The following is a 22,826-nucleotide window of genomic DNA, read 5'->3' as shown; positions in this document are numbered from 1 at the left end:
TCCGGGCTGGCACAATGGCCCGGCAAAGTGCAGACGTGAGGAGGCAACGGTGACGACGGCCGGCCCGCCCGTTAAGGGACGATCCACCCGCCAGCGTGCCGCCGTGTCGGCGGCGCTCAACGAGGTCGACGAGTTCCGCAGCGCCCAGGAACTGCACGACATGCTCAAGCACAAAGGCGACTCGGTCGGCCTGACGACGGTCTACCGCACCCTCCAGTCCCTCGCCGACGCCGGCGAGGTGGACGTCCTGCGCACCGACGACGGCGAGTCCGTCTACCGCCGCTGCTCCAGCGGCGATCACCACCACCACCTCGTCTGCCGCGTCTGCGGCAAGGCGGTCGAGGTCGAGGGCCCGGCCGTCGAGAAATGGGCGGAGGCCATCGCGGCGGAACACGGCTATGTGAACGTGGCCCACACGGTGGAGATCTTCGGCACGTGCGCGGACTGCGCGGCGGCCGGTTAGGGCGCTAGACGCGCGGCAGCCTGCTGTCCAGCAAGGCGCGCAGCCGGTCCACGTCCTGCGGGGTGGCCGCGCCCTGCTTGACAAGCACCATCGCGCAGGCTCCGATGCGGTCGGGGCTGCGCAGCACGAAGCAGTGTTCCGTCTCGGCGTAGCTGCCGTAGTTGGCCCAGGCCATGCGGGAGTCGATGTGCGCGCTCACCGTCCGCACCCCTTGCTGCTCGGCGACGGTCACCTGGAGCACACCGTGGTGCTGATTGGCCCGCAGCATCTGGCGGGCGGTCATGACGGGCACGCGGAGCATCAGCAGCGGCCAGACCATGAGCATCACGCCGAAGGCGAAGCCGGTACCGTCGCCGCCCGCCAGACCCGCGGTCAGCACAAGCACGCCCACCACCATGACGGCCGCCAGGAAGACGGGGTGGTGGAGGAACCCCGCCCGGCCCCGCTTGCGCATCATCAGCCGGACGGCCTCCGTCATGTGCTCCTGCCGGATCTCGTACTCCAGCACCACATCGCTCGCGCGCTGCTCGACGGTCTGTTCCATCACGGCCCCTCCCCGGTCCTACGGTGACGAGCCGTGATCGTAGCCGCCCCTGCTCAGCCCTCCTCGGGTCGCCCCCGCATCTCCGCCTCCATCGCGAGCAGCTTCTCGTTCGGTACCGCGCCGCCGAACCGCCGGTCCCGCTGGGCGAATTCGACGCAAGCGCGCCACAGGTCGCGGCGGTCGAAGTCCGGCCACAGCACGTCCTGGAAGACCAGCTCGGCGTAAGCGCTCTGCCAGAGAAGGAAGTTGGAGGTGCGCTGCTCGCCGCTGGGGCGCAGGAACAGGTCCACGTCCGGCATGTCCGGGTAGTACAGGTACTTCGCGAGGGTCTTCTCGTTGACCTTGGACGGGTCGAGCTTCCCGGCCTTCACGTCCTCCGCCAACGCCCGTGCCGCGTCGCCGATTTCGGCCTGGCCGCCGTAGTTCATGCAGAAGTACAGCGTGAGCGCGTCGTTGTTCTTGGTCTGCTCCTGGGCGATCTGGAGCTCCTTGGCGACCGACCGCCACAGCTTGGGCATCCGGCCCACCCACCGCACCCGGATGCCGAGTTCGTCGAGGGTGTCACGGGTCTTGCGGATGAAGTCGCGGTTGAAGTTCATCAGGAAGCGCACCTCGTCCGGCGAGCGCTTCCAGTTCTCGGTGGAGAACGCGTACAGCGAGATAGCCCCGACGCCCATCTCCACACCCCCCTGCAACACGTCCAGCACCCGCTCGGCGCCGACCTTGTGGCCCTCCGTGCGCGGCAGCCCGCGCTCCTTCGCCCACCGCCCGTTGCCGTCCATGACGATCGCCACGTGCTTCGGGATCAGCTCACCGGGCAGCTTCGGCGCACGGGCTCCGGACGGGTGCGGCTCCGGCGCCTTGTACTCGCGCCGCTGGCGCCCCAGGATCCCGCGTACGGCCATGTGCTTCTCGTCTCCTCTTTCCGTGACCTGCTACGACTTCTCCACGTACCGCAGCGAGCGCAGTCCGCGTTCCAGATGCCAGTGCAGATAGGCGGACACCAGCCCACTCCCCTCCCGCACATGGCGCGCCTCGCACGCGTCCGCCGTCTCCCAGTCTCCCGTGAGCAGCGCACCGAGCAGTTCGAGAGCCTGCGGCGAGGGTACGACGCTCCCGGCCACCCGGCAGTCGGCGCAGACGACCCCGCCGGACGCCACGGAGAAGAACCGGTTGGGTCCGGCCATCCCGCACTTCGCACAGTCCCCGAAGCTCGGGGCGTACCCGTTGACGGCGAGCGACCGCAGCAGGAACGCGTCGAGAATCAGATGCGGCGCGTGCTCCCCGCCGGCCAGCGTCCGCAGCCCGCCCACCAGCAGCAGATACTGCTGTACGGCGGGCTCGCCCTCGTGGTCGGCGAACCGCTCGGCGGTCTCCAGCATGGCCGTACCGGCGGTGTACCGAGCGTAGTCGGCGACAATCCCGCCACCGTACGGAGCGATCGTCTCACTCTGGGTGCACAACGGCAGCCCACGGCCGACCAGTTCGCTCCCCCGCGCGAAGAACTGCACGTCCACGTGCGAGAAGGGCTCCAGCCTGGCCCCGAACTTCGACTTGGTCCGCCGCACCCCGCGCGCCACCGCGCGCACCCGCCCGTGCCCCCGCGTGAGCAGCGTGATGATCCGGTCCGCCTCACCGAGTTTCTGGGTGCGCAGCACGATGCCGTCGTCGCGGAACAGACTCATGGAGCCCATTGTCCCCTACGGCCCGGTGGCTCTACGACGTTCCCGGGCACCGGCGCCTCAAGGGACCTCACCCCGGCTGCGGGCGTTCGCGTACGCGGTCGCCGCGCTCAGCCGCTCGGCGGGGGTCGCGTCGCGCACGGCGGCCGGTTCGACGTCCCACTCCCGCCCCCCGCCGTACGGGCGCAGCTGGACGTAGGGTCCCTCGTGCCCCATGACGATGCCCACTCTCCCGGTCCGGGTGTCCACGGCGACCGATCCGACCGGCGGTTTCATCGTTCTCCTCGCACCCGAACCCGCAATGCCATCAAGGTGTGTCCCTCGCCTCCGAGCAGTGTGCCCACACCTGGCTCCCCTCCCCTTCCGGGTTTCACGCTTCTCCTCTCCTGGGTGCCCCGCTGCGCCTACACTCGGCAGGAGTCTGTCGACCGCACGACGGCCACAAGTCCGGTGCGTACAAAGGGCGTTGGCCATGGCCAACTGTTCGAGCGGAAGGGCGTCGGCTAGCCGACGGACACAAGTCCCGCCTCATAGGCGAGGATCACCAGCTGGACCCGGTCCCGCGCGTCCAGCTTGGTGAAGAGGCGGGTCAGATAGGTCTTCGCCGTGGCGACGCTGATGCACAGCTCGGCCGCGATCTCCGTGTTGGACAGGCCGGAGCCGACCAGGGTCAGCACCTCGCGTTCCCGGTCCGTGATCCCCTTCAACTCACGGCGCGCGCGGGCCTGTTCGGGGCGGGCAGCGGCGAAGTGCCCGATGAGGCGCCGGGTCACGCTCGGGGCGATCAGGGCGTCCCCGGCGGCCACCACCCGTACCGCGCCGATGATGTCGTCCAGGGCCATGTCCTTGACCAGGAACCCGGACGCGCCCGCGCGCAGCGCGCCGTAGACGTGATCGTCGTCGTCGAAGGTGGTGAGGACGAGGACCCGGGCCGACGCCGAGCTCTTTGACGGATCGGTGGTGATCCCGCGGGTGGCCTCGATGCCGTCCATCCCGGGCATACGGATGTCCATCACCACGACGTCCGGGGCGAGTTCGGCCGTCAGCCGTACCGCCTCGGCCCCGGTGCCGGCCTCGCCGACGACCTCCATGTCGTCGATGTCTGCCATCACCATCCGCAGCGCCGTACGGATGAGCTGCTGGTCGTCGGCGAGAAGCACACGGACGGGGCCGTTCACCGGGCCACCGTCGCCGGTACCGGCAGGCGGACCGCTACCCGGAAGCCGCCCTCGGGACGCGGTGCGGCCGTGAACTCCCCGTGCAGCAGGGCCACTCGCTCCCGCATGCCGGCCAGCCCGAAGCCGGTGCCGGTCCCGTGGCCGTGTCCGTCGTCCGTGACCTCCAGGGCGAGTTCGTCCTCGCGGTAGTCGAGGGTGACCCGGCAGGCGCGGGTGCCCGCGTGCCGTACGACGTTGGTGACGGACTCCTGGACGATGCGGAACGCCGACAGGTCTATGTCCGGCGGGAGTTGACGCGGTTCACCGCGGCGGCGCACCTCGACCCGTACCCCGGCCGCCGTGGTCGTCGCGGCGAGCCGGTCGATGTCGCCGAGGCCCGCGGCCACGACGGGCGGCTCGCTGTCGGCCGCCCGCAGCGCGACCAGCATGCGGCGCAGCCCGGCCAGGGTCTCCCGGCCCTCGCGCTCCACGGCCCGCATCGCCTCCCGGGCAGCCTCCGGCTGGGTGGTAGTGACCCGGGCCGCCGCGCCCGCCTGGAGGGCGATGATGCCGATGCTGTGGGCCACGGTGTCGTGCATCTCCCGGGCGATCCGCAGGCGTTCGGCGGTGACGGCCTGGGTCGCGGCCTGGGTGGTGAGCCGCTCGGTGTACGCGCGGTTCTGCCGCACGGAGTTGCCGATCAGCCAGGCGACGACGGCCATGAGGGTGAGCGACGACCAGCTCCGCCAGTCGCCGCGGCCGGTGTCGTAGAGCGCGACGAGGGGGCGGCCGAGGCCGACGCGGGTGAACTGGTAGGCGGGGAGCACGGCGATCGCGAGGACGAGGGCGAGGAGGCTGCGCCGGCGGTCGGCGGTCGCGGCGAGCCGGCCCACCGCGATGGCGAGCGCCGTGTAGTGGAACAGGCCCAGGGTCAGCCCGTTCAGCCCCAGCGTCACGGCGTACGTCCCGGCCAGCAGCAGCCCGAACCCGGGCAGCGGAAGCGGGCGCAGCAGCAGACAGCCGGACAGGGCCAGAACACTGCCCGACACGATGAGCGCCCAGCCGTAGGGCGTGGGCGGGAACGGATCGGTCGGCATGAAGGGCAGGTGGAAGAAGGCCCGGATGGAGAACAGCGTGCCGTAGGTCCAGGGCACGCCCGTCCAGACGCCCGGCGGTACTCGCTTGAGCAGGGGCAGCGGCGGGGAGGCGGGCATACCGTGATCGTAGGAGCGGGGGGCGGCCGCGGTCATCAGCCGGGAGACGTACGACCACGGTCGACATCGGCGGGGTGGGGATGTCGGCCCGGGGCCGATGCGGGCGCGTGGCCGCCCGCGACAGCGTGGTCCCGTGATCGAAGCCGATGAACTCACCAAGCGGTACGGCACGACGACCGCCGTACGAGCACTCTCCTTCACGGTTCGGCCGGGGCACGTCACCGGTTTCCTCGGACCCAACGGCGCGGGCAAGACGACAACTCTGCGGATGCTGCTGGGACTTGTGGAGCCGACCGGCGGCAGCGCGACGGTCGGCGGGCACAGCTTCCGCCGCCACGCCCGCGGGCTGCGGCACGTCGGCGCGCTGCTGGACGCGGGCGATGTGCACGGCGGGCGTTCGGCGCGGGCGCATCTGCGGATACTGGCCCGCGGCAACCGCATCCCGGCGAGCCGGGTCGAGGAGGTGCTCGCCGAGGTCGGGCTCACCGGGGCGGCGGCCCGGCGCCGGGTCGCCGGCTACTCCCTCGGCATGCGGCAGCGGCTCGGCATCGCGACCGCCCTGCTCGGCGACCCGCCCGTGCTGCTCTTCGACGAACCTCTCAACGGCCTTGATCCGGAAGGGGTGTTGTGGGTGCGGGGCCTGTTCCGGAAACTGGCGGCGGAGGGTCGTACCGTCTTCGTCTCCAGCCATCTGATGTCCGAGATGGAGAACACGGCCGACCAACTGATCGTCATCGGCAGGGGCGAGCTGATCGCCGCCGAGCCGCTCGCCGACTTCGCCGCACGCGGTACGGCGCCGACGGTGACCGTACGGACCCCGGACGCGGGCGCGCTGGCCGCCCTCATCGCGACGGAGGGCGCGGTGGTGACGCCGTACGGCACGGAGACGCTGAAGGTGACCGGGGCGAGCGCCGCCCGTATCGGCGAACTGGCCCACGAACACGGCCTCCCGCTCCGGGAGTTGACGACGGAGCGGGCCTCCCTGGAGACGGCCTTCATGGAACTGACCGCCGACAGCGTCGACTACCCGGCCGGAGAGTCTCGGTGACGGCCACCACGGCACCGCCCGTGCCCACCCCGCGCTTCGGCGACCTGCTGGCCGCCGAGTGGCTCAAACTCCGTACCCTGCGCTCCACTTACTGGGCCCTCGGCATCGGGGCGCTGACCGTGATCGCCTTCGACGCGAACGCGGCCCGCACCGACTACGTCGACTATCCGCACTACAACGCGATGACCCGCGCCCACTTCCACACCACCGCCCTCTTCGACGCCTTCACCGACGGCGCCGCGATGATCCTCGTCCTGACGGTGGCGAGCGTCGGCGCGATCACGGTCGTGGGCGAGTACTCGACGGGCCTGATCCGTACGACCTTCGCGGCCGTGCCGGACCGCCGGGCGCTGATGTCGGCGAAGGCGGCGGTCGTGACGGCGCTCATGACGGGGTACGGCTTCGTGATCGCCGGGGCCTCCTTCGGGGTGTCCCAGGCGATCCTCTCGGGCCGCCACGCGGGCCTGTCGGTGAGCGACCCCGGCGCGCTGCGCGTGATCACCGCCTCGGCCCTGCTCGCCCCGGTCTCCGCGCTGACCGGCATGGCCCTGGGCGCCCTGATCCGGCACAGCGCCACGACGATGGTCCTCACGGCCGGTGTCCTGCTCCTCCTCCCCCAGTTCGTCACCGACCGCCACCACTGGACGGTCTGCATCCGCATCGCCCTCCCGTTCCACGCCTGGGAACGACTCGTGCAGGTCGACTACGGTCACCTGCCGTACCAGTTGGTCTCGCGGTATCCGACGACGGTCGGGGGTGCGTGGGTGGTGTTCGGGGTGTGGGCGGTGGTCTCGGGGGTGGTCATGGTCGTGGTGGTGGACCGGCGGGACGTGTGAGACCGGCAGGCGGCGAGGGGACCGCCCGGCCGGGAATCAACGGGGCCTGACGAGCGCACCGGGCATAGTGCCGCCCCACCGCCCGAAACGCCTCCTTCGGTTCCCAGTGCCACGGTGACGTCGGGTCGAACGGGCGGTCCTCGACGGTCCTGGTGATCGCGTAGCTCGCCATGTCGAGGTCGTGGCGTGGGTCGTGAGTGCGGTGTGGGGCGTCCGGGGTGACGAACTCGAAGGCCATCGCGCCGTACAGGCCCATCGACTCGAAGACCTTCAGCAGGTTGGCCATATAGGTGGCTTGGGTTTGTTCGCTGCGGATCAGGTGGCCCTTGATCTCCTCCGGGTTCTTGGTGTGGTCCACGACGTTCCAGCCCATGCCGGCCGTCTTCTCGGCGCCCCGGTACGCGCAGGTGCCGAACTCGGTGATGGCGACGGGCTTGCCCCAGTGCTGGTAGCGGCGCAACTCCCGTATGTAGGAGGAGGGGTGGGGGAAGTAGGAGTAGTAGTCGATGCCCACGATGTCGAAGAGGTGCCAGTCGACCTTGTCGTCCTGGGCGGCGGCGTAGCCGAGGTTGCCGTGGAAGACCGAACGGCCCAGTGCCGCCGCCTTCTTGGTGAAGGCGTCCAGCCTGCGCTGCATCCTGACCGGGTCGAAGGTGCCGTTCAGGAGGTTCTCGACGCGGTCCAGGACCGTCGCGCCCGGCACCATCCCGGGAACGAACAGCCAGAACTCGCAGCCGACGCTGAAGTCGACGCTCGCGCCCTGCCTGCGCAGGCGTTCCGCGAACCGGCCGGTCTCCGCGAGGTGTTCGAGGATGTCCCGCTCGGGGACGTCGGCGAGGGTGGGCTGGAGCCAGATGTGCAGGCCGAGTTCGGCGGCCCGGGAGGCGGTGGCGGTGAGGCGGTCGACGCCGTCGCCGGTGACCTCGACCGTGTCGGCGTGCAACTCGTCGCGGATGGCGCGGAGGTCGGCGCGCATCCGGCGCGGGCTCCAGGCGGTGGCGGGGGTGCCGCCCTCGCCGACGGTGTAGACGACACCGTGGCGGCGCAGGCCGCGTCGGCCGCCCGCCGTGGTCTGCTCCTTCGCCGTGGTCTGCTCCTTCGGCGTTGTCCGCGTCCTCGCTCTCGCCTGCCCCGCAGGCAGCAGCGCGCCCGCCGTCCCGAGTGCCAGCGCCCCTGCCAGGAACTGCTTCCTGTCGATCCCCGTGGTGTTCGCCATGCGCCCACTGTGCCGAGCCCGGCCCCGGCCCGGCATCGACCGATGGTCTACGGCGGGGCAACCAAGGTATGAGCTCTCGCGTCGGTCACTGGAGAGATCGTCGACGGAAACCGACCGATCGTCGACGCCGATCGACCGACCGACCGAACAAAGGAGAGCGTGATCTCAGGCTCCGCACAGTCCTCCGGGCCCGCCACTACCAGCCGCCGTACGCTCCTGACCGCCGGTGCCGTCACCACCGCGGCCCTCCTCGCCGGCGCCACCCCGGCGCGGGCATCCACCGACCCCGGCGTCTCCGCGCGTCTGGCCGCCCTCGAAGAGCAACACACCGCCCGTGTCGGCGTGTTCGCGCACCATCTCGGTACGCGGAGGACCGTCGTGCACCGCGCCGACGAGCTCTTCCCCATGTGCTCGGTGTTCAAGACCCTCGCCGCCGCGGCCGTGCTGCGCGACCTGGACCGGCACGGCGAGGTCCTGTCCCGGGTCGTGCACTACACGGAGGCCGATCTCGTCGACGGGTCGGACCACACGCGGGCACACCTCGCCGACGGCATGACGGTCGAGCAGCTCGCCGACGTGGCGATCCGCTTCAGCGACAACGGCGCCGGCAACCTGCTCCTGCGCGAACTCGGCGGCCCGACCGCGATCACCCGCTTCGCGCGCTCCCTCGGCGACCAGGTCACCCGCCTCGACCGCTGGGAGACCGAACTCAACTCGGCCGAGCCGGACCGGATCACCGACACCACCAGCCCGCGCGCGATCGCCGGACTCTACGGCAGGCTGGTCCTCGGCGACGCGCTGCGCCGCCCCGACCGCGACCGGCTCACCGCCTGGCTGCTCAACAACACGACGAGCGCCGCCCGTTTCCGCGCCGGACTCCCCGCGAGCTGGACGATCGCCGACAAGACGGGGAGCGGCGACTACGGCACCGCCAACGACGTCGGCATCGCCTGGACACAGGCCGGTGACCCGGTCGTCCTCGCGGTCCTGACCACGAAGCCGACGCTGCCCGACGCGCCGTACGACAACCAACTGGTGGCCGAGACCGCCGAGTTGGTGGCGGCGGCCATCGCCTGACGAGGAAAGCGGCAGAGGTCGGACGCGGTCAGCGCGGGAAGTACTGCCTCGGTGTCACCCCGACCACCCGGTGGAACGCCGCCGTGAAGGAGCTCGCCGACGCGTACCCCACCCGCCGTGCCACGGCCTCCACCGGCAGTCCCTCGACCAGGTGGGGCAACGCGGCCTGCATCCGCAGCCGTTCGCGCCACTGGCCGAAGGCGAGGCCGGTCTCCGCGACGAAGAGCCGCGCCAACGTCCGTGCGCTGGCGCCGACTTGATCGCCGTACGCGGCGAGGGCCCGTCCGTCCGCCGGGCGGGCCCGCAGCGCCTCGGCCACCGCGCGCGCCCGTGGATCGCGCGGTTCGGGTACGGCCACGCTGGTCACCGGCACCGGGCGCAGCTCGTCGAGCAGCACCGGTTCGGCACGTGAACGGGCCTGCGGTGTCAGGTCGGTGCGGTCCAGGTGCACGACGAGCGCGTGGAGAAGAGGGGTGACCGCGACGACCGTGGGGTCCCGCCAGTCGATGTACGGGCAGCTGCCCGGGTCGACGAACACGCCGCGCATGACGGCGTCACCCTCGGACTCCGTGGCGTGCGGGACGTGCGCGGGGATCCACAGAGCGAGCGACGGCGGCAGCAGCCACGTCCCGTGCTCGCTGCGGATGCGCAGCAACCCACGTTCCGAGCACAGGAGTTGGTGGTCGGGGTGCCAGTGCTCGGCGAAGGCGGTGCCGCGCGGCATGACGAACTGGCCGACGAGGATGGCCGTGCCGAACCGGCGGTCCCGCTCCTGTCCGTTTCGCGACATGACACGGCAGGCTAGCCCGTGGCGGACAGCCAGCCGCCGCGCCTAGCGTCGACGTATGCCGATGAATCGAGCCCATCGCAAGATATGCAGCTCAGAGGAGTGGGCGCGGACCACGAAGGACCGCATCCTGCCCTGGGCCCTCGAAGACGTCGAACTCGGCGCGGACGTACTGGAGATCGGGCCCGGCTACGGGGCGAACCTCCGCGTTCTCGTCGAACGGGTCGACCACCTCACCGCCGCCGAGATCGACGCCGACTCCGCCCGCATGCTCCAGTCCAAGTGGGGCGAGCGGGCCGACGTCCTGCACGCGGACGGCGCCGAACTCCCGCTGCCCGACGCGTCGTTCGACTCCGTCGTCTGCTTCACGATGCTGCACCACGTGCCCACCGCCGACCACCAGGACCGAATCTTCGCCGAGGCGTTCCGTGTGCTGCGCCCGGGAGGCACCTTCGCGGGCAGCGACAGTCAACCGAGCTTCCGTTTCCGGGTGTTGCACTTCCGGGACACGATGAACACCCTCGATCCGGTGACGCTTCCGGACAGGCTGGAGCGGGCCGGCTTCACGGACGTGGCGGTGGACCTGGAAGCGGAGAGCCGCCGCCTACGCTTCCGGGCGCGACGGGCCTGACCAGCCCTCCGCGCCCTCCACGCCCGCCTCGCCCACCGGCGCCCCGAACCGCAGCACGTACCGCCGCTGCCACGGCGTCTCCACCGCGTGCCGGTCGTAGTGGGCGCGGACGTAGGAGACCGCCTCCCCGGGCGGTACCCCGTCGAGGACCGCGAGGCAGGCGAGTGCCGTGCCGGTGCGGCCCCGGCCGCCGCCGCAGGCGAGTTCGACGCGCTCGGTGAGCGAGCGGTGCCAGACCTCGGTGAGGACCGCGCGCGCCTCCGCCCGGTCGGCGGGCAGCCTGAAGTCCGGCCAGCGCAACCACCTTGCCTGCCAAAGGACTTCGGGCGGCGGCTTGCCGAGCAGATAGACGCCGTACGTCGGGACCGGGCCGTCGGCCGGGAGCGGGCGGCGCAGGCCTCGCCCCCGGATCAGGCGGCCGGAGGGCAGTCGTAGGACGCCCGCGTCCCCTTCGTCCCACAGCACGGTCATCCCCCTCCCACCGCTCACGCGTCCGGTGCCTCGCGCACCGCCTTCTCCAGGAGTGCGCTCGCCGCCCATCGCATCACGTCCCGCGTCTCCTCGGGGTCGATTCCGCAGGCGTCGCGGGTCGCGATCAGCGCCTCGACGGGAGGGTGTCGGCGAGGGGTTCGAGGGCGGTGCGGGTGTAGCCGAGGCGGGTCTGGTTGCGGGTGGGAATCTCCGGCTCGCCGTTCCCCCGGCCCTGCTCGCGTCCCTGCTGGTCTCCCTGCTCGTGCTGGGTGAACCAGCGTTCGAGGCTGGCCCGCACCAGCGTCCGCCGCATGGCCTCGTCGCCGAGTTGGAGCTCGGCGACGCGCGAGATCAGGGTGTCGAGGCGCTCGGCCGGGTCGGCGGGCAGATCGGCGGTGACGTCGGGGGTACGGATGAGGAGTTGGGTCTCCTGGAGCAGCTCCTGCGGGCCGCTTCCGCCGCCTCCGCGATCGTGGCCGTCCGGCCCTCGCGGATCAGGGTGACCGCGGCCTCGATCAGCGCGCGGCGCGTGCGCAACTTCCGTCTGCTGCGGCCTTCCGGCATGCGAATACCTTCTTGTCGTGAGTACTGATCGGCACGCACATGCTCGCCGAGGAGCACGGGGATCCCGCGGCGGCGGTGTCCGTCTACACCGAGGACATCGAGCACGACGCCGTCGGCCGGCCGGGCGGCCCCGCGGTCGGCATCGCCGCCGCGCAGGAGCGCTACGAGCAGTTGGTGCAGGACATCAGCACCGAGAAGTCCGAGCGCACCCACACCTACTACTCGGAGAACGCGGCGACCGTCGAGGACCTGATCACCTGCACGGTCCCGGGCTCACGGCAAGATCTCCCGTGAGAACGTGTGGCTGGACGGCGCGTCGATCGCGGCCCAACTCACCGCTCCCTGAGCACAGTTCAGGGTCTCCCTGAACGTCAGCCCACCCCCCGCGACTCCTGCGCCGCGCGCGCCTCGATGCCGCGGAAGTGGTCCGCCATCGCGCGCTGCGCGCTCCCGACATCGCGGGCGCGCAGCGCGTCGACGATGTCGCGGTGGCGGCGGACGGTGAGTCCGGGTGCCGGGTCGTCGGTCCAGCCGCGGGCTCCGGCGACCCGGTGGAACACCGTCCAGAAGGCGCCGAGGAGTTGCGGGACGAGTTCGTTGCCGAGCGAGGCGTAGAGCAACTCGTGGAACTCGCGGTCGAGTTCGGGGAAGGGCCGGCCCTCGCGGCCCGCCTCCTCCATCCGGTCCACCACCGCTTCCAGGCGGTCGAGGTCCGGTTCGGTGAGGATGGCGGAGACCCGATGAATCAGGCCTTCCTCCAGCACCTCGCGCACCTGGAGGATCTCGGCCAGCGCGTCCGCGTCGTCCTCGTGCCGGGTGAGGGTGCGGAAGGTCAGGCCGTCGGCGAGCGGGGTCAGCGAGGCCCGGCCGACGTAGGTGCCGTAGCCGTGCCGGATCTCCACGATGTCGAGGGCCTGGAGCGCCTTGAGGGCCTCGCGGACGGAGTTTCTGCTGATCCCGAGGTCTTCCATCAGCTCGGCCTCGGTGGGCAGGGGCGCACCGGGCTGGAGCTTGCGGTCGAGGATCAGCTGGACGACCTCGCGCTGTATCCGACTGTTCCTTGGCTCCCCGGACATGCGCCGCATCGTACGCGCACGGGAGGTCCCACGTCCCATGTCCCGGCTCGGCCGTCCCTGAAAAGGCATCAACTTCCGCCATTTCAAACCGCCATTGGTCCGACCTCTGACGGCTACGCCATTCGTGTGTGATGCCTTGACCGCCCCCACGAGCGCTCTTATGGTCGCGCTGACCGCAGGACGTAGGACGTCGTACCTCCTGGAGGAACCGTGCGCGAAGACGTGAACCGGAACGTGCCCGCGCTGCACCGCCGGGCGTTCCTGAAGTACTCCGGCGCGCTGGGCGCGGCGGCGGCGATCTCCTCGTCCCTGACGGCCTGTTCCTCGGGGCCGCAGTCGACGAACGACACCGGCGGCGGGGGCAGCGGCAAGAACCGCACCCTGACCGCGGTGATCGGCTACGGCAACGACGGCAGCTGGGACCCGACGCAGACGGCGTCCGCGTTCGCGATGGCCGGCAACAACCACATCTACGAGGGCCTGATCGACACCGATCCGATCACCCGCGCGCCCTACCCGGCACTGGCGACCGCGGTACCGAAGGACACGAGCGGCACCTCGTGGAAGTTCACGCTGCGTGCGGGCGCGAAGTTCCACGACGGGCAGCCGGTCACCGCGGACGACGTCGTCTTCGTCTTCGACCGCATCCTCGACCCGAAGACGACGACCCTCGCGCAGGGCTTCTTCGTGAGCTGGCTCAAGGAGGCCCGGAAGATCGACGCGCAGAACGTCGAGCTGGTCCTCAAGTTCCCTTTCCCGGAAGGGATTTCACGGCTCACCCTCGCGAAGATCATGCCGAAGCACATTTTCTCGCGGCCGGGTGGCTGGGACGACGCGATCAAGGGCAAGGCGGTCGGCTCGGGGCCGTACCGGCAGACCGCGCACCACCCGAAGTCCAACACCACCTTCGCCGCCTTCACCGGCTACAACGGCCCGCGCCCGCCCGCCTTCAGGACGATGAACTGGCTGACGATCGTCGACGCGGCACCCCGGGTCGCCAAGATCTCCGGGTCGAGCGCGGGCGCGCAGATCGCCGACAACATCCCCTACGCCAACATCCAGCGGCTCCAGAGCGGCGGGCTGACGGTCGCGGGCGGGGCCGGGATGAACAACCTGTTCCTGATGTTCAACACCCGGCACAAGCCCTTCGACGACGTACGGGTGCGCCAGGCGCTGCACTACGCCATCGACACCGGCAAGATGGTCCAACTCGCCCTGCGCGGACACGGAAAGCCGTCCTCGTCCTTCCTCAACGAGGGCAACCCGAGCTACCGGCGGGCGAAGACGGTCTACGACTACGACCCCGACAAGGCGAAGGCCCTGCTGAAGGCGGCCGGGGTCAGCGGACTGAGCGTCAACCTCATGTCGGTGAACGTGAGTTGGATCGTCGACTGCCTGCCCACCATCAAGGCGTCCTGGGACGCGATCGGCGTGAGGACCACGCTCTCCCCGCAGGAGACCACGGCTGTCTTCACCAAGATGGACCAGAAGCAGGACTACCAGATCGTCGCCGCCGCCTCGAACCCCAACCAGTTCGGCCTCGACGCCGACCTGATCATGCACTACAACTACGGCCCGCAGAACCTCTGGATGGGCTACGCCCGTTGGGCCGGAAACTCCGTCGCCAAACAGCTCTTCAAGGACATGGACCGGGCGACACAGGAGCCGGACGCCGCGAAGAAGAAGGCGATGATCCAGGACTACATCGACATCGTCGCCGAACAGGCCGTGCTCTACCCGGTCGTCCACAACGAGCTGATGACCGCCTGGGACCCGAGGAAGCTGACCGGGATAAGGGCACAGCCCTACCCCGGCATAAACGTCCTCCAGGCCAAGTGGGTCTAGCCGTACAGGAGTTGACCAGTACAGGAGTTGTTGACCCATGGTCACCGTCGTCAGGATTCTGGCCCGCCGCATCGTCCTGCTCGTGCCGCTGATGCTCGGCATCGTGCTGTTCGTGTTCGTGGTGATGCGCTTCTCGGACGTCGACCCGGCGTCCGCGTTCTTCCAGGGCGCCAACCCGACCCCGCAGCAACTGCACGACTTCCGCGAGCGGAACGGGCTGCTGGATCCGCTCCCCCTGCGCTACGTCCATTTCGTGGGCGCGCTCCTCCACGGCGACCTGGGCACCAGCGCGCTGACCCGGGCGCCGGTCGTCCAGCAGGTCACCACCGCGCTGCCGCTCACCCTCCAACTCACCTTCCTGGGACTGGCGATCGCGACAGCACTGTCGCTGCTCGGCGGGGTGACCGCGGCCATCTACCGGGACCGGCTGCCCGACCAGATCATCCGGGTCGTGTCGCTCACCGGGGTCGCCGCGCCCGGCTTCTGGCTGGCGCTGCTGATGATCCAGTACCTGGCGGTGGACCGGGGCTGGTTCCCGACCGGCGGCTACATCAACCCGGCGGACTCCCTCACCGGCTGGCTCAAGACGATGGCGCTCCCGGCGCTCGCGCTGTCGCTGCCGGTGGCGGCCCAACTCACGCGCATCGTACGGACGTCGGTGGTCGAGGAGCTGGACAAGGACTACGTCCGGACCGCGATCGGCAGCGGTCTGCCGCCACGTGTCGTGGTCGGCCGGAACGTGCTCCGCAACGCCCTCATGAACCCACTGACCGTACTGGGCCTGCGTGTTGGATACCTGCTCGGCGGTGCGGTCGTCATCGAGACCATCTTCTCCCTCCCCGGGATGGGCAAGTTGATGATCGACGCCGTGCAGAACGGCGACCCGGCCGTCGTCCAGGGCGTGGTGCTCACGACGGCGACCGGGTTCGTCGTGGTGAACCTGGTCATCGACATCCTCTATCTGCTGGTCAACCCGCGCCTGAGGGATGCCTCCTGATGTTCACCCAGTTCCCCCAGTTCTCCCGCAGGGGCCTCGCCGAGACCCTGTCCCGGCCGGGCATCAGGCTGCGCGGCCCGCGCCGGCTGCCGCTCGCGTCGAAGGTCGCGGTGTGCTTCCTGGCGGTCGTGGTGCTGGTGGCGCTGTTCGCCCCGCTCCTCGCGCCCGACGACCCGCTCGACCAGCAACTCCCCGTCGACGGCACCGGGCACCCCTCCGCCGACCACTGGATGGGCCAGGACAGCCTGGGCCGGGACATCCTCAGCAGGCTGATGTACGGCGCCCGTTGGTCCCTCGCGATCGGGCTCGGGGCGACCGCGCTGGCGCTCGTGGTCGGCGCGCTGATCGGCGCGATCGCGGCGACCGCGCGCAAGGGCGTCGACGAGACGCTGATGCGCTGTCTGGACGTGGTGATGGCGTTCCCCGGCATCGCGCTCGCGGCCGTCCTGGTCGCGGTGTTCGGCGGCGGGATCACGGTCCTGATCTGCGCGATCGCGTTCCTGTTCACCCCGCCGGTGGCAAGGGTCGTACGGGCCAACGTACTTGACCAGTACGGCGAGGACTACGTCACCGCCGAGCGGGTGATCGGCGCCCGCACCCCGCACATCGTCATCAAGCACGTGGCCGTCAACTGCGCCGCCCCGATCCTGGTGTTCTGCACCGTGCAGGTCGCCGAGGCCATCGTGTTCGAGGCGTCGCTGTCGTTCATCGGCGCGGGCGTACGGCCCCCGGACCCGTCGTGGGGCAGTGTCATCGCGGACGGCAAGAACATGGTGCTGACCGGGGGTTGGTGGGCGACGGTCTTCCCCGGCCTGCTGATGCTGATCACCGTACTGTCCCTGAACATACTGTCCGAGGGAGTCTCGGACGCGTGGGCGGCCCCCGCGCCGCGCGAGGTGGACGTACGACCCGACGAGGACCCGCTCGACGCGCCGGAGCCGGGCACCGGCGAGGTCCTCCCCCTCCCCGGCCTGACGGAGGCGGCGCTACGACTCCGGTCCCGGGCACGGCCGTTGCCCGACCCCGACGGTCAACCAGTGCTGGCGGTAGAGAACTTGGCGATCGGCTTCGAGGGCCGCCATCACGGCGTGGACATCGTCGACGGCATCAGCTTCGAGGTGCGGGCGGGTGAAGTCCTGGGCCTGGTGGGCGAGTCGGGCTGCGGCAAGTCGCTGACGGCACTCGCGGTGATGGGCCTGGAACCGAAGGGCGCGCGGGTGCGCGGCCATGTCCGTTTCAACCAGCGCCAGTTGGTGGGCGAGCCGATGCGGGTCCGCCGCAAACTGCTGGGCCACGAGATGGCGATGGTCTACCAGGACGCCCTGTCCTCGCTGAACCCGGCGATGACGATCCGTGCCCAGCTCAAGCAGGTGATACGGCGCGGAGGCCGCCGCGGGGCGGGCGAGTTGCTGACGATGGTCGGCCTCGACCCCGAACGCACCCTGCGCAGCTACCCGCACGAACTCTCCGGCGGCCAGCGCCAACGCGTGCTGATCGCCATGGCGTTGTCCCGCGACCCCGGACTGATCGTCGCCGACGAACCGACCACCGCCCTCGACGTCACCGTGCAGGCGCAGGTCATAGAGCTACTGCTGCGCCTGCGCGAGGAGTTGGGCTTCGCCCTCGTCCTCGTCTCGCACGACCTGGCACTCATCGCCGACGTCACCGACCGGGTGGTGGTGATGTACGGCGGGCAGATCGTGGAGACGGGCGTGACCGCCGACCTGGTGGAGTCGCCTGCCCACCACTACACGCGCGGCCTGCTCGGCAGCGTGCTGTCCCTGGAGTCGGCGGCCGAACGCATGACCCAGATCAAGGGTGTCGTCCCCTCCCCCGCCGACTTCCCGGCCGGCTGCCGCTTCGCCGACCGCTGCCCGCTGGCGAGCGACATCTGCCGTACGACCGCACCGGATCTGGTCGGCCCGCGCACGCACACGGCGGCCTGCCACCACCCGGCGATCGACCTGGTGACGACGGAGAGCGAGACGGTGTCATGAGCGGCGCGGAGGTCGAACCGGAGGCGGCCCGCGGTCGACTGGGCGGCTCGCTGGTCGAGTTGTCCGACGCCCATGTCGTCCACAAGGCGCGCAGCGGTGGTCTGTTCAGCCGCGACCGGGTCTACGCCCTGACCGGCGCCGATCTCACCATCGCGCCCGGCGAGACGGTCGGCGTGGTCGGCGAGTCCGGCTGCGGCAAGTCCACGCTGGCGAAGGTGCTGGTGGGCGTACAGCGGCCGACGTCCGGCACGGTGTCGTTCCGGGGCCGCGACCTGTGGTCCATGCCGGACGGCGAACGCCGGGCCGCGGTGGGCACCGGCATCGGCATGATCTTCCAGGACCCGTCGACCGCGCTGAACCGCCGTCTGACGATTCGCCAGATACTGCGGGACCCGCTGGATGTGCACGGTCGCGGCGACCGGAGCCAACGGGAGGAACGGGTACGGGAGTTGATGTCGCTGGTAGGCCTCCCGCGCGCTCTCGCCGACGGCCTCCCGGGCCAGCTCTCGGGAGGCCAGCGTCAACGAGTGGCGATCGCGCGGGCGTTGGCGCTCGACCCCGACCTGGTGGTGGCCGACGAACCGACGAGCGCGTTGGATGTCTCGGTCCGAGCCCAGATCCTGAATCTCTTGCTGGACCTGAAGGAACGGCTGGGCCTGGCCCTGGTGTTCGTGTCCCACGACATCCAGACGGTACGGCGGATGAGCGACCGCGTGATCACCATGTACCTGGGCCGGATCGTCGAGGAGACCCCGGCCGGCCAGGTCACGGACCGGGCGAGGCATCCGTACACCCGGGCCCTGTTCTCGGCGACGCCGGGCCTGTTGCACCCCATCGACCCGATTCCGCTGATCGGTCCGGTGCCGTCGGCGACGCGTCCGCCGAGCGGGTGCCCGTTCCGTACCCGGTGCTGGAAGGCGGACGAGGTGTGCGCGTCCGTCATGCCGGACTTTTCACCCGCGTCGACGCCGGGACATCGCTACCGCTGCCACCATCCTGTGGAGGAGGACCTGACCACCCGCGACCTCGTTCGCCAAAGCCGCCCCATGGAGCCTTCATGACCTTCCCCGCCCCGCTCACCGGTGTCGTACCGCCCGTCTGCACGCCCCTGACACCGGACCGCGAGGTGGACGTCCGTTCACTGCTCAGGCTCGTCGACCATCTGGTCGGGGCCGGGGTGCACGGGCTGTTCCTGCTCGGCTCGACCTCGGAGGCGGCGTATCTGACGGACCGGCAGCGCAGGTCTGTGGTCGAGGCGGTGGTGGCGCATGTGGAAGGTCAACTCCCGGTGCTGGCGGGCGCGATCGACATGACGACCCCGCGAGTCCTGGACCATGTGGCGGCGGTGACGGACGCGGGCGCGGACGCGGTGGTGGTGACGGCCCCCTTCTACACGCGCACGCATCCGGCGGAGATCGCCCGCCACTACCGCCTGATCGCCGCCGCGTCACCGGTTCCTGTGGTGGCCTACGACCTTCCGGCCTCCGTCCACACCAAGCTGCCCGCCGACCTCGTCCTCGAACTCGCCGCGGAGGGTGTTCTGGCGGGCCTGAAGGACTCCAGCGGTGACCTCGGCGGCTTCCGTACGGTCGTGATGGGCACGCGTTCCCGTCCCGACATCACCGGTTTCAGCGTGCTGACCGGTTCCGAACTCTTCGTCGACTCCGCGCTGGCGCTGGGGGCGGACGGGGCGGTGCCCGGTCTCGCCAACGTCGATCCGCACGGGTACGTCCGGCTCGACGCGCTGTGCCGGGCCGGCGATTGGTCGCGTGCACGGGCCGAACAGGAGCGGTTGTGCTCGTTGTTCGGGTTGGTGGGGGTCGGTGACCCGGCGCGGATGGGAGGCAGTTCGTCGGCCCTCGGGGCGTTCAAGGCAGCGCTGCACCTGCGGGGCGTGATCGAGTGCGCGGCTACTGCGGAGCCGCAGGTTGCGTTGTCGGCGGACGAGGTGGGGAAGGTGGGGAAGTTCCTGGCGGCGGCGGGCTTGCTGTGACCGCCTGGGGGCTCCGCCCCCAGACCCCCGCTTCCCGCCCACCCACCCGACTCGGCCGTTTTGACGGTCACCCTTCAAGAGACAGTAAACGGGTGGTGGGCGGGCATAGGCCGGGGGTCTGGGGGCGGAGACCCCAGGGACGGTCACCCACCACTCAGCTCGGCCACGCCCACCCGCCGGAACTCGATCGTGTCGTACGTGCCCGTCACCCCCGTCTCGTACAACACCCCCACCACATCCGCCCCCACCCGCACCAGATCCGAGTACCCCGCCCGCTGCGGCGACAACACCACCGCCTTCACGAAGTTCCCCCCACCGTCCCCGCTCCGCCAGATCGCCATCCCCTGGCGGACGTTGGGCACGGAGGGCGCCGAGAAGAGCAACGCCCCACCCGTGCCGGGGAGTTGCAGCACACTCCCCTCCACCACCGGGACGTCGTCCAGCGTGTGCTGGACCGCGTACGGCCGGTCGAGCGTCTCGCCCCCGTCGCTGGAGTACGTGTCGAGCCGATTCCCCGCACTCGTACCAAGCTGATCCCGCGAGCTGAAGTACAGGCGCCCGTCGGGGAGTTCGGCCGCCGAGGACTCGTTCGCGTTGTTGACCCCGGTGTACGTGGAGTCCACGAAGCCCAGCCGCCACGTCTCGCCGCCGTCGTCGCTGTAGAGGTCGTGGCCGCCGTAGTACCTGGCCTCCTGCCCGGTGTCGGTCGAGCCGGCGGGCGGTGCGGCGGAGTGGTTCGCGGGGATGACCAGGCGTCCCGCGTGCGCGCCCCGCGTCAGCGCGACCGCGTGGCCGGGTCCCGTGGCGTACCAGCGCCAGGTCGGGAGTTTCACCTCCGTCGTGATGTCTCGCGGAGGCGTAAAAGTGCGCCCGTCGTCCCAGCTGCGCTGCACGAACACCCGGCGGCTCTGCTCGGCCGTGACCTCGCCGCGCATGATCTGGCCCTCGGTCACGGTGCCGCTGTTGTAGGAGGTGACCAGCACGATCGCGCCGGTGCGGGGGTCGATCACGGGGGCCGGGTTACCCCGGGTGTCTCCGTCGCCGGCGGCCACCACGGACAGGGGGCCCCAGGTGCAGCCGCCGTCGGTGGAGCGCCGTAGGACGACGTCGATGTTGCCGGTGTCGCCCGCGCTGTTGTGACGCCCCTCGGCGAAAGCCAGCACCGTACCCCGGTCGGTGACGACGGTCGCCGGGATGCGGTAGGTGTCGTAGCCGCCGTCTCCGGAGACGTAGGGCACGGAGGACGTACAGCCGGAGCGCGCGAGGGCGTGCCCGGCGAAAGTGATCGGGGTGACCAGTACTGCGGCTACGAGAAGCGTGCGGCTCAGGATGGTCATCGCGCTCCCTTGCGGAGGTCGCCCCGCGCGGGACGACGCCGACCTGTCCGTCACAGCCTCCCCGGTGTCACCATCCCGGACTCGTACGCCACGATCACCAGCTGGGCCCGGTCCCGCGCCCCGAGTTTGCCCATGATGCGGCTGACGTGCGTCTTCGCGGTGAGCGGACTCAGGCCCAACGCTTCGGCCACCTCGGTGTTGTTGAGGCCGCGCGCGACCAGGGCGAGCACTCCGCGCTCCCGTGCGGAGAGGCATTCGGGGCCGCCGGTGGCGGGCGCGGCGGGGCTGCGCAGGAAGCGGGCGATGAGCCGGGCCGTCGGACCGGGCGACAGAAGCGCCTCTCCGGCGGCCACCGTGCGGATCGCGTCGAGGAGTTCGGCCGGACGGGTGTCCTTGACCAGGAATCCGGAGGCGCCGGCGCGCAGCGCCTCCACCACGTTCTCGTCGGTGTCGTAGGTGGTGAGGACGAGGACCCTGACCCCGGCGAGGTCCTCGTCGGCGGCGATGAGGCGGGTGGCCTCGATGCCGTCGAGGTCGGGCATGCGGATGTCCATGAGGACGAGGTCGGCGCGAGACGTGCGGGCCAGCGCCACGGCCTCGCGGCCGGTGGCGGCCTGTCCTACGACCTCCATGTCCCGCGCCGATTCGACGAGCATGGCGAACGCGGCCCGTACGAGGGTCTGGTCGTCGGCGAGGAGTACGCGGATGGCGGTCACCTCACACCCTCCTCGCCGTGCGTGCGCAGTGGGAGTACGGCGTTCACGTGGAAGCCCCTTGTATCGAGTCGCCCGGCGGTCAGCGTGCCGCCGACGCTCCGGACCCGTTCGCGCATGCCGACAAGACCGAAGCCGGGCGGGGCCGCGCCGCTGCCGAGTCCGTCGTCGGTGACGTCCACGTGCAGGGCGCCGTCGCGCTCGCGCACGCCGACCCGCACGGTGAGGTCGGCGCGCCCGCCGTGCCGTACCGCGTTGGTGAGCGCCTCCTGGACTATCCGGTAGGCGGCGGCGCCGACGGCGGCCGGGACGGCGTCGGCCAGTACCGCGAGTTCGACCTTCGCGCCCGCGCCCCGGGCCGTGGCGGCGAGGTCGGGCAGTCCGTCGAGGCCGGGGAGCGGGCCGCGCTCGTCGGGCGGGCCGTCGTCCCGGAGGACCTCCAGGGTGGTGCGGAGTTCGCCGCGGGCCGCGCGGCAGGTGTCCGCGATGTCGTCGAGGGCCTTGGCGACGGCGGCCCGGTCGAGGCGGTCGGGGTCCTCGGTGAGCACATGCGCGGCCACCGAGGTCCGCACGCCGATGAGGGTGATGCTGTGCGCGAGCAGGTCGTGCAGGTCGCGGGCGATCCGCAGGCGTTCCTCGGCGACGCGGCGGCGGGCCTCCTCCTCGCGGGTGCGTTCGGCGCGCTCGGCCCGTTCGAGCGCGGTCGCGGTGAGCTGGCGGTGGACGCGGAGATAGCCGCCGAAGACCAGCATGGAGACGATCCAGCCGGCGATCTGGAAGCTCTGGGCGACCCCGGCCATGCCGTCGCCGAGCTTGAGCGCCAGCATCAGCCCGATGACCGTACAGCCGGCGACCACCGTGCGTCGGACGCTGCCGGTGACCGCCACCGTGTAGAGGAGCACCATGGAGGCGCCGGTCGGCGCGGAGTGGTTGTAGTCCTGCTCGTGGAAGGTCGCGATCAGCGGGATCATCACGCACAGCGCCACCAGCGGGGCGCGCCGCCGCCACACCAGCGGGACGTGCAGGGCGAGCAGCAGGGCCCAGCCGAGCGCGTCCGGCCGCCGTCCGCTCCCGAAGGTGACGGCGACGACCGACGCGAGCACGGCGAGGCCGGCGGCGAGGAGCGCGTCCTGCCGCCGGACGCTCATCGTGATGGCCCGCACGGGGTTCATCTTCCG

At 70.9% G+C, this 22,826-nt stretch carries 26 protein-coding genes; 12 read left to right on the top strand and 14 right to left on the bottom strand.

Features of this window, described 5'->3' with window-relative positions; genetic code table 11:
• The first annotated feature begins 49 nt into the window (after nt 1-49).
• Nucleotides 50-463: a Fur family transcriptional regulator gene (locus ACQHII_RS32460; protein WP_427922599.1), complete on the top strand. Its 414-nt coding sequence runs from the start codon at nt 50-52 to the stop codon at nt 461-463.
• Between the two features lie 4 nt (nt 464-467).
• Here the strand turns inward: ACQHII_RS32460 and ACQHII_RS32455 are convergent, their stop codons facing one another.
• The 6 genes from ACQHII_RS32455 to ACQHII_RS32430 form a co-directional block, all read right to left on the bottom strand.
• On the bottom strand, nt 468-1,007 hold the full coding sequence (locus ACQHII_RS32455; RefSeq protein WP_427922598.1) for a hypothetical protein: 540 nt from the start codon (nt 1,005-1,007) through the stop codon (nt 468-470).
• Nucleotides 1,008-1,060: 53 nt separating this feature from the next.
• Nucleotides 1,061-1,912 (bottom strand): isoprenyl transferase, encoded by an 852-nt coding sequence (locus ACQHII_RS32450; RefSeq protein WP_427922597.1) that lies wholly within the window; start codon nt 1,910-1,912, stop codon nt 1,061-1,063.
• A 30-nt stretch (nt 1,913-1,942) separates the two neighbouring features.
• Complete coding sequence (gene recO / locus ACQHII_RS32445; protein WP_427922596.1) at nt 1,943-2,692, bottom strand: DNA repair protein RecO; 750 nt, start codon at nt 2,690-2,692, stop codon at nt 1,943-1,945.
• A gap of 57 nt (nt 2,693-2,749) precedes the next feature.
• Nucleotides 2,750-2,965, bottom strand: a complete 216-nt coding sequence (locus tag ACQHII_RS32440; protein ID WP_427922595.1) for a hypothetical protein — start codon at nt 2,963-2,965, stop codon at nt 2,750-2,752.
• A gap of 227 nt (nt 2,966-3,192) precedes the next feature.
• Nucleotides 3,193-3,867, bottom strand: a complete 675-nt coding sequence (locus tag ACQHII_RS32435) for a response regulator (RefSeq protein ID WP_427922594.1) — start codon at nt 3,865-3,867, stop codon at nt 3,193-3,195.
• On the bottom strand, nt 3,864-5,060 hold the full coding sequence (locus tag ACQHII_RS32430; RefSeq protein WP_427922593.1) for a sensor histidine kinase: 1,197 nt from the start codon (nt 5,058-5,060) through the stop codon (nt 3,864-3,866). Before ACQHII_RS32430 ends, ACQHII_RS32435 begins: the two co-directional genes overlap by 4 nt.
• Before the next feature lie 133 nt (nt 5,061-5,193).
• On the opposite strand from ACQHII_RS32430, the gene ACQHII_RS32425 reads away from it, so the two are divergent.
• Both ACQHII_RS32425 and ACQHII_RS32420 read left to right on the top strand, forming a co-directional pair.
• Nucleotides 5,194-6,108, top strand: a complete 915-nt coding sequence (locus ACQHII_RS32425; protein WP_427922592.1) for an ABC transporter ATP-binding protein — start codon at nt 5,194-5,196, stop codon at nt 6,106-6,108.
• Nucleotides 6,105-6,944, top strand: a complete 840-nt coding sequence (locus tag ACQHII_RS32420) for an ABC transporter permease (RefSeq protein WP_427922591.1) — start codon at nt 6,105-6,107, stop codon at nt 6,942-6,944. Before ACQHII_RS32425 ends, ACQHII_RS32420 begins: the two co-directional genes overlap by 4 nt.
• On the opposite strand, the gene ACQHII_RS32415 is transcribed toward ACQHII_RS32420, so the two are convergent.
• Nucleotides 6,910-8,160 carry an abortive phage infection protein gene (locus tag ACQHII_RS32415; RefSeq protein ID WP_427922590.1) on the bottom strand — a complete coding sequence of 417 codons (1,251 nt, stop codon included), beginning with the start codon at nt 8,158-8,160 and terminating at the stop codon, nt 6,910-6,912. The two genes, ACQHII_RS32420 and ACQHII_RS32415, sit on opposite strands and share 35 nt — an antisense overlap.
• Before the next feature lie 159 nt (nt 8,161-8,319).
• Here ACQHII_RS32415 and bla point away from each other — a divergent pair, with 159 nt between their 5' ends.
• Entirely contained in the window at nt 8,320-9,237 is a 918-nt protein-coding gene (gene bla / locus ACQHII_RS32410) for a class A beta-lactamase (RefSeq protein ID WP_427922589.1), read from the top strand.
• Nucleotides 9,238-9,265: 28 nt separating this feature from the next.
• On the opposite strand, the gene ACQHII_RS32405 is transcribed toward bla, so the two are convergent.
• Entirely contained in the window at nt 9,266-10,027 is a 762-nt protein-coding gene (locus ACQHII_RS32405) for an AraC family transcriptional regulator (RefSeq protein WP_427922588.1), read from the bottom strand.
• Nucleotides 10,028-10,082: 55 nt separating this feature from the next.
• Here ACQHII_RS32405 and ACQHII_RS32400 point away from each other — a divergent pair, with 55 nt between their 5' ends.
• Nucleotides 10,083-10,655 (top strand): class I SAM-dependent methyltransferase, encoded by a 573-nt coding sequence (locus tag ACQHII_RS32400; protein ID WP_427922587.1) that lies wholly within the window; start codon nt 10,083-10,085, stop codon nt 10,653-10,655.
• On the opposite strand, the gene ACQHII_RS32395 is transcribed toward ACQHII_RS32400, so the two are convergent.
• Nucleotides 10,629-11,126 carry a protein phosphatase gene (locus ACQHII_RS32395; protein WP_427922586.1) on the bottom strand — a complete coding sequence of 166 codons (498 nt, stop codon included), beginning with the start codon at nt 11,124-11,126 and terminating at the stop codon, nt 10,629-10,631. The two genes, ACQHII_RS32400 and ACQHII_RS32395, sit on opposite strands and share 27 nt — an antisense overlap.
• 124 nt (nt 11,127-11,250) lie before the next feature.
• Entirely contained in the window at nt 11,251-11,439 is a 189-nt protein-coding gene (locus tag ACQHII_RS32390; RefSeq protein WP_427922585.1) for a hypothetical protein, read from the bottom strand.
• A 15-nt stretch (nt 11,440-11,454) separates the two neighbouring features.
• Between ACQHII_RS32390 and ACQHII_RS32385 the strand changes: the two genes are divergently transcribed.
• Nucleotides 11,455-11,718, top strand: a complete 264-nt coding sequence (locus ACQHII_RS32385; RefSeq protein ID WP_427922584.1) for a hypothetical protein — start codon at nt 11,455-11,457, stop codon at nt 11,716-11,718.
• Between the two features lie 11 nt (nt 11,719-11,729).
• The gene (locus tag ACQHII_RS32380; RefSeq protein WP_427922583.1) at nt 11,730-11,984 is read left to right on the top strand and encodes a hypothetical protein; all 255 of its coding nucleotides are present in this window, start codon (nt 11,730-11,732) and stop codon (nt 11,982-11,984) included.
• A gap of 77 nt (nt 11,985-12,061) precedes the next feature.
• Here the strand turns inward: ACQHII_RS32380 and ACQHII_RS32375 are convergent, their stop codons facing one another.
• Nucleotides 12,062-12,775, bottom strand: coding sequence for a FadR/GntR family transcriptional regulator (locus ACQHII_RS32375; protein WP_427925460.1), 714 nt, complete (start codon nt 12,773-12,775; stop codon nt 12,062-12,064).
• A 201-nt stretch (nt 12,776-12,976) separates the two neighbouring features.
• Between ACQHII_RS32375 and ACQHII_RS32370 the strand changes: the two genes are divergently transcribed.
• The 5 genes from ACQHII_RS32370 to ACQHII_RS32350 are packed head-to-tail and all read left to right on the top strand — an operon-like array spanning nt 12,977 to nt 19,598.
• Entirely contained in the window at nt 12,977-14,611 is a 1,635-nt protein-coding gene (locus tag ACQHII_RS32370) for an ABC transporter substrate-binding protein (protein WP_427922582.1), read from the top strand.
• Nucleotides 14,612-14,648: 37 nt separating this feature from the next.
• Entirely contained in the window at nt 14,649-15,608 is a 960-nt protein-coding gene (locus ACQHII_RS32365; protein WP_427922581.1) for an ABC transporter permease, read from the top strand.
• The gene (locus ACQHII_RS32360) at nt 15,608-17,605 is read left to right on the top strand and encodes a dipeptide/oligopeptide/nickel ABC transporter permease/ATP-binding protein (protein ID WP_427922580.1); all 1,998 of its coding nucleotides are present in this window, start codon (nt 15,608-15,610) and stop codon (nt 17,603-17,605) included. Before ACQHII_RS32365 ends, ACQHII_RS32360 begins: the two co-directional genes overlap by 1 nt.
• The gene (locus tag ACQHII_RS32355) at nt 17,602-18,666 is read left to right on the top strand and encodes an oligopeptide/dipeptide ABC transporter ATP-binding protein (protein WP_427922579.1); all 1,065 of its coding nucleotides are present in this window, start codon (nt 17,602-17,604) and stop codon (nt 18,664-18,666) included. Before ACQHII_RS32360 ends, ACQHII_RS32355 begins: the two co-directional genes overlap by 4 nt.
• Complete coding sequence (locus ACQHII_RS32350) at nt 18,663-19,598, top strand: dihydrodipicolinate synthase family protein (RefSeq protein ID WP_427922578.1); 936 nt, start codon at nt 18,663-18,665, stop codon at nt 19,596-19,598. Before ACQHII_RS32355 ends, ACQHII_RS32350 begins: the two co-directional genes overlap by 4 nt.
• A gap of 143 nt (nt 19,599-19,741) precedes the next feature.
• Here ACQHII_RS32350 and ACQHII_RS32345 read toward each other — a convergent pair whose 3' ends face one another.
• Genes ACQHII_RS32345 through ACQHII_RS32335 form a run of 3 tightly spaced genes read right to left on the bottom strand, consistent with a single transcriptional unit; the run spans nt 19,742 to nt 22,796 of the window.
• Nucleotides 19,742-20,935 (bottom strand): sialidase family protein, encoded by a 1,194-nt coding sequence (locus ACQHII_RS32345; protein WP_427922577.1) that lies wholly within the window; start codon nt 20,933-20,935, stop codon nt 19,742-19,744.
• 50 nt (nt 20,936-20,985) lie between these two features.
• Nucleotides 20,986-21,651, bottom strand: coding sequence for a response regulator (locus ACQHII_RS32340; protein ID WP_427922576.1), 666 nt, complete (start codon nt 21,649-21,651; stop codon nt 20,986-20,988).
• On the bottom strand, nt 21,648-22,796 hold the full coding sequence (locus tag ACQHII_RS32335) for a sensor histidine kinase (protein WP_427925459.1): 1,149 nt from the start codon (nt 22,794-22,796) through the stop codon (nt 21,648-21,650). Before ACQHII_RS32335 ends, ACQHII_RS32340 begins: the two co-directional genes overlap by 4 nt.
• Nucleotides 22,797-22,826: the final 30 nt, after the last annotated feature.

This window comes from Streptomyces sp. cg40, assembly GCF_050320165.1.
Lineage (GTDB): Bacteria > Actinomycetota > Actinomycetes > Streptomycetales > Streptomycetaceae > Streptomyces > Streptomyces hokutonensis.
Note: the sequence above shows the minus strand (reverse complement) of the source record. Positions and strands in the feature narration are given on the sequence as shown.

What these genes read in the sequence shown, in the direction of transcription:
- ACQHII_RS32415 (WP_427922590.1), bottom strand. Translation starts at nt 8,160, where the DNA reads ATGGCGAACACCACGGGGATCGACAGGAAGCAGTTCCTGGCAGGGGCG.
- ACQHII_RS32455 (WP_427922598.1), bottom strand. Translation starts at nt 1,007, where the DNA reads ATGGAACAGACCGTCGAGCAGCGCGCGAGCGATGTGGTGCTGGAGTAC.
- ACQHII_RS32390 (WP_427922585.1), bottom strand. Translation starts at nt 11,439, where the DNA reads ATGCGGCGGACGCTGGTGCGGGCCAGCCTCGAACGCTGGTTCACCCAG.
- ACQHII_RS32350 (WP_427922578.1), top strand. Translation starts at nt 18,663, where the DNA reads ATGACCTTCCCCGCCCCGCTCACCGGTGTCGTACCGCCCGTCTGCACG.
- ACQHII_RS32360 (WP_427922580.1), top strand. Translation starts at nt 15,608, where the DNA reads ATGTTCACCCAGTTCCCCCAGTTCTCCCGCAGGGGCCTCGCCGAGACC.
- ACQHII_RS32400 (WP_427922587.1), top strand. Translation starts at nt 10,083, where the DNA reads ATGCCGATGAATCGAGCCCATCGCAAGATATGCAGCTCAGAGGAGTGG.
- ACQHII_RS32365 (WP_427922581.1), top strand. Translation starts at nt 14,649, where the DNA reads ATGGTCACCGTCGTCAGGATTCTGGCCCGCCGCATCGTCCTGCTCGTG.
- ACQHII_RS32405 (WP_427922588.1), bottom strand. Translation starts at nt 10,027, where the DNA reads ATGTCGCGAAACGGACAGGAGCGGGACCGCCGGTTCGGCACGGCCATC.
- recO (WP_427922596.1), bottom strand. Translation starts at nt 2,692, where the DNA reads ATGAGTCTGTTCCGCGACGACGGCATCGTGCTGCGCACCCAGAAACTC.
- ACQHII_RS32440 (WP_427922595.1), bottom strand. Translation starts at nt 2,965, where the DNA reads ATGAAACCGCCGGTCGGATCGGTCGCCGTGGACACCCGGACCGGGAGA.
- ACQHII_RS32380 (WP_427922583.1), top strand. Translation starts at nt 11,730, where the DNA reads ATGCTCGCCGAGGAGCACGGGGATCCCGCGGCGGCGGTGTCCGTCTAC.
- ACQHII_RS32345 (WP_427922577.1), bottom strand. Translation starts at nt 20,935, where the DNA reads ATGACCATCCTGAGCCGCACGCTTCTCGTAGCCGCAGTACTGGTCACC.
- ACQHII_RS32450 (WP_427922597.1), bottom strand. Translation starts at nt 1,912, where the DNA reads ATGGCCGTACGCGGGATCCTGGGGCGCCAGCGGCGCGAGTACAAGGCG.
- ACQHII_RS32335 (WP_427925459.1), bottom strand. Translation starts at nt 22,796, where the DNA reads ATGAGCGTCCGGCGGCAGGACGCGCTCCTCGCCGCCGGCCTCGCCGTG.
- ACQHII_RS32355 (WP_427922579.1), top strand. Translation starts at nt 17,602, where the DNA reads ATGAGCGGCGCGGAGGTCGAACCGGAGGCGGCCCGCGGTCGACTGGGC.
- ACQHII_RS32375 (WP_427925460.1), bottom strand. Translation starts at nt 12,775, where the DNA reads ATGCGGCGCATGTCCGGGGAGCCAAGGAACAGTCGGATACAGCGCGAG.
- ACQHII_RS32430 (WP_427922593.1), bottom strand. Translation starts at nt 5,060, where the DNA reads ATGCCCGCCTCCCCGCCGCTGCCCCTGCTCAAGCGAGTACCGCCGGGC.
- ACQHII_RS32395 (WP_427922586.1), bottom strand. Translation starts at nt 11,126, where the DNA reads ATGACCGTGCTGTGGGACGAAGGGGACGCGGGCGTCCTACGACTGCCC.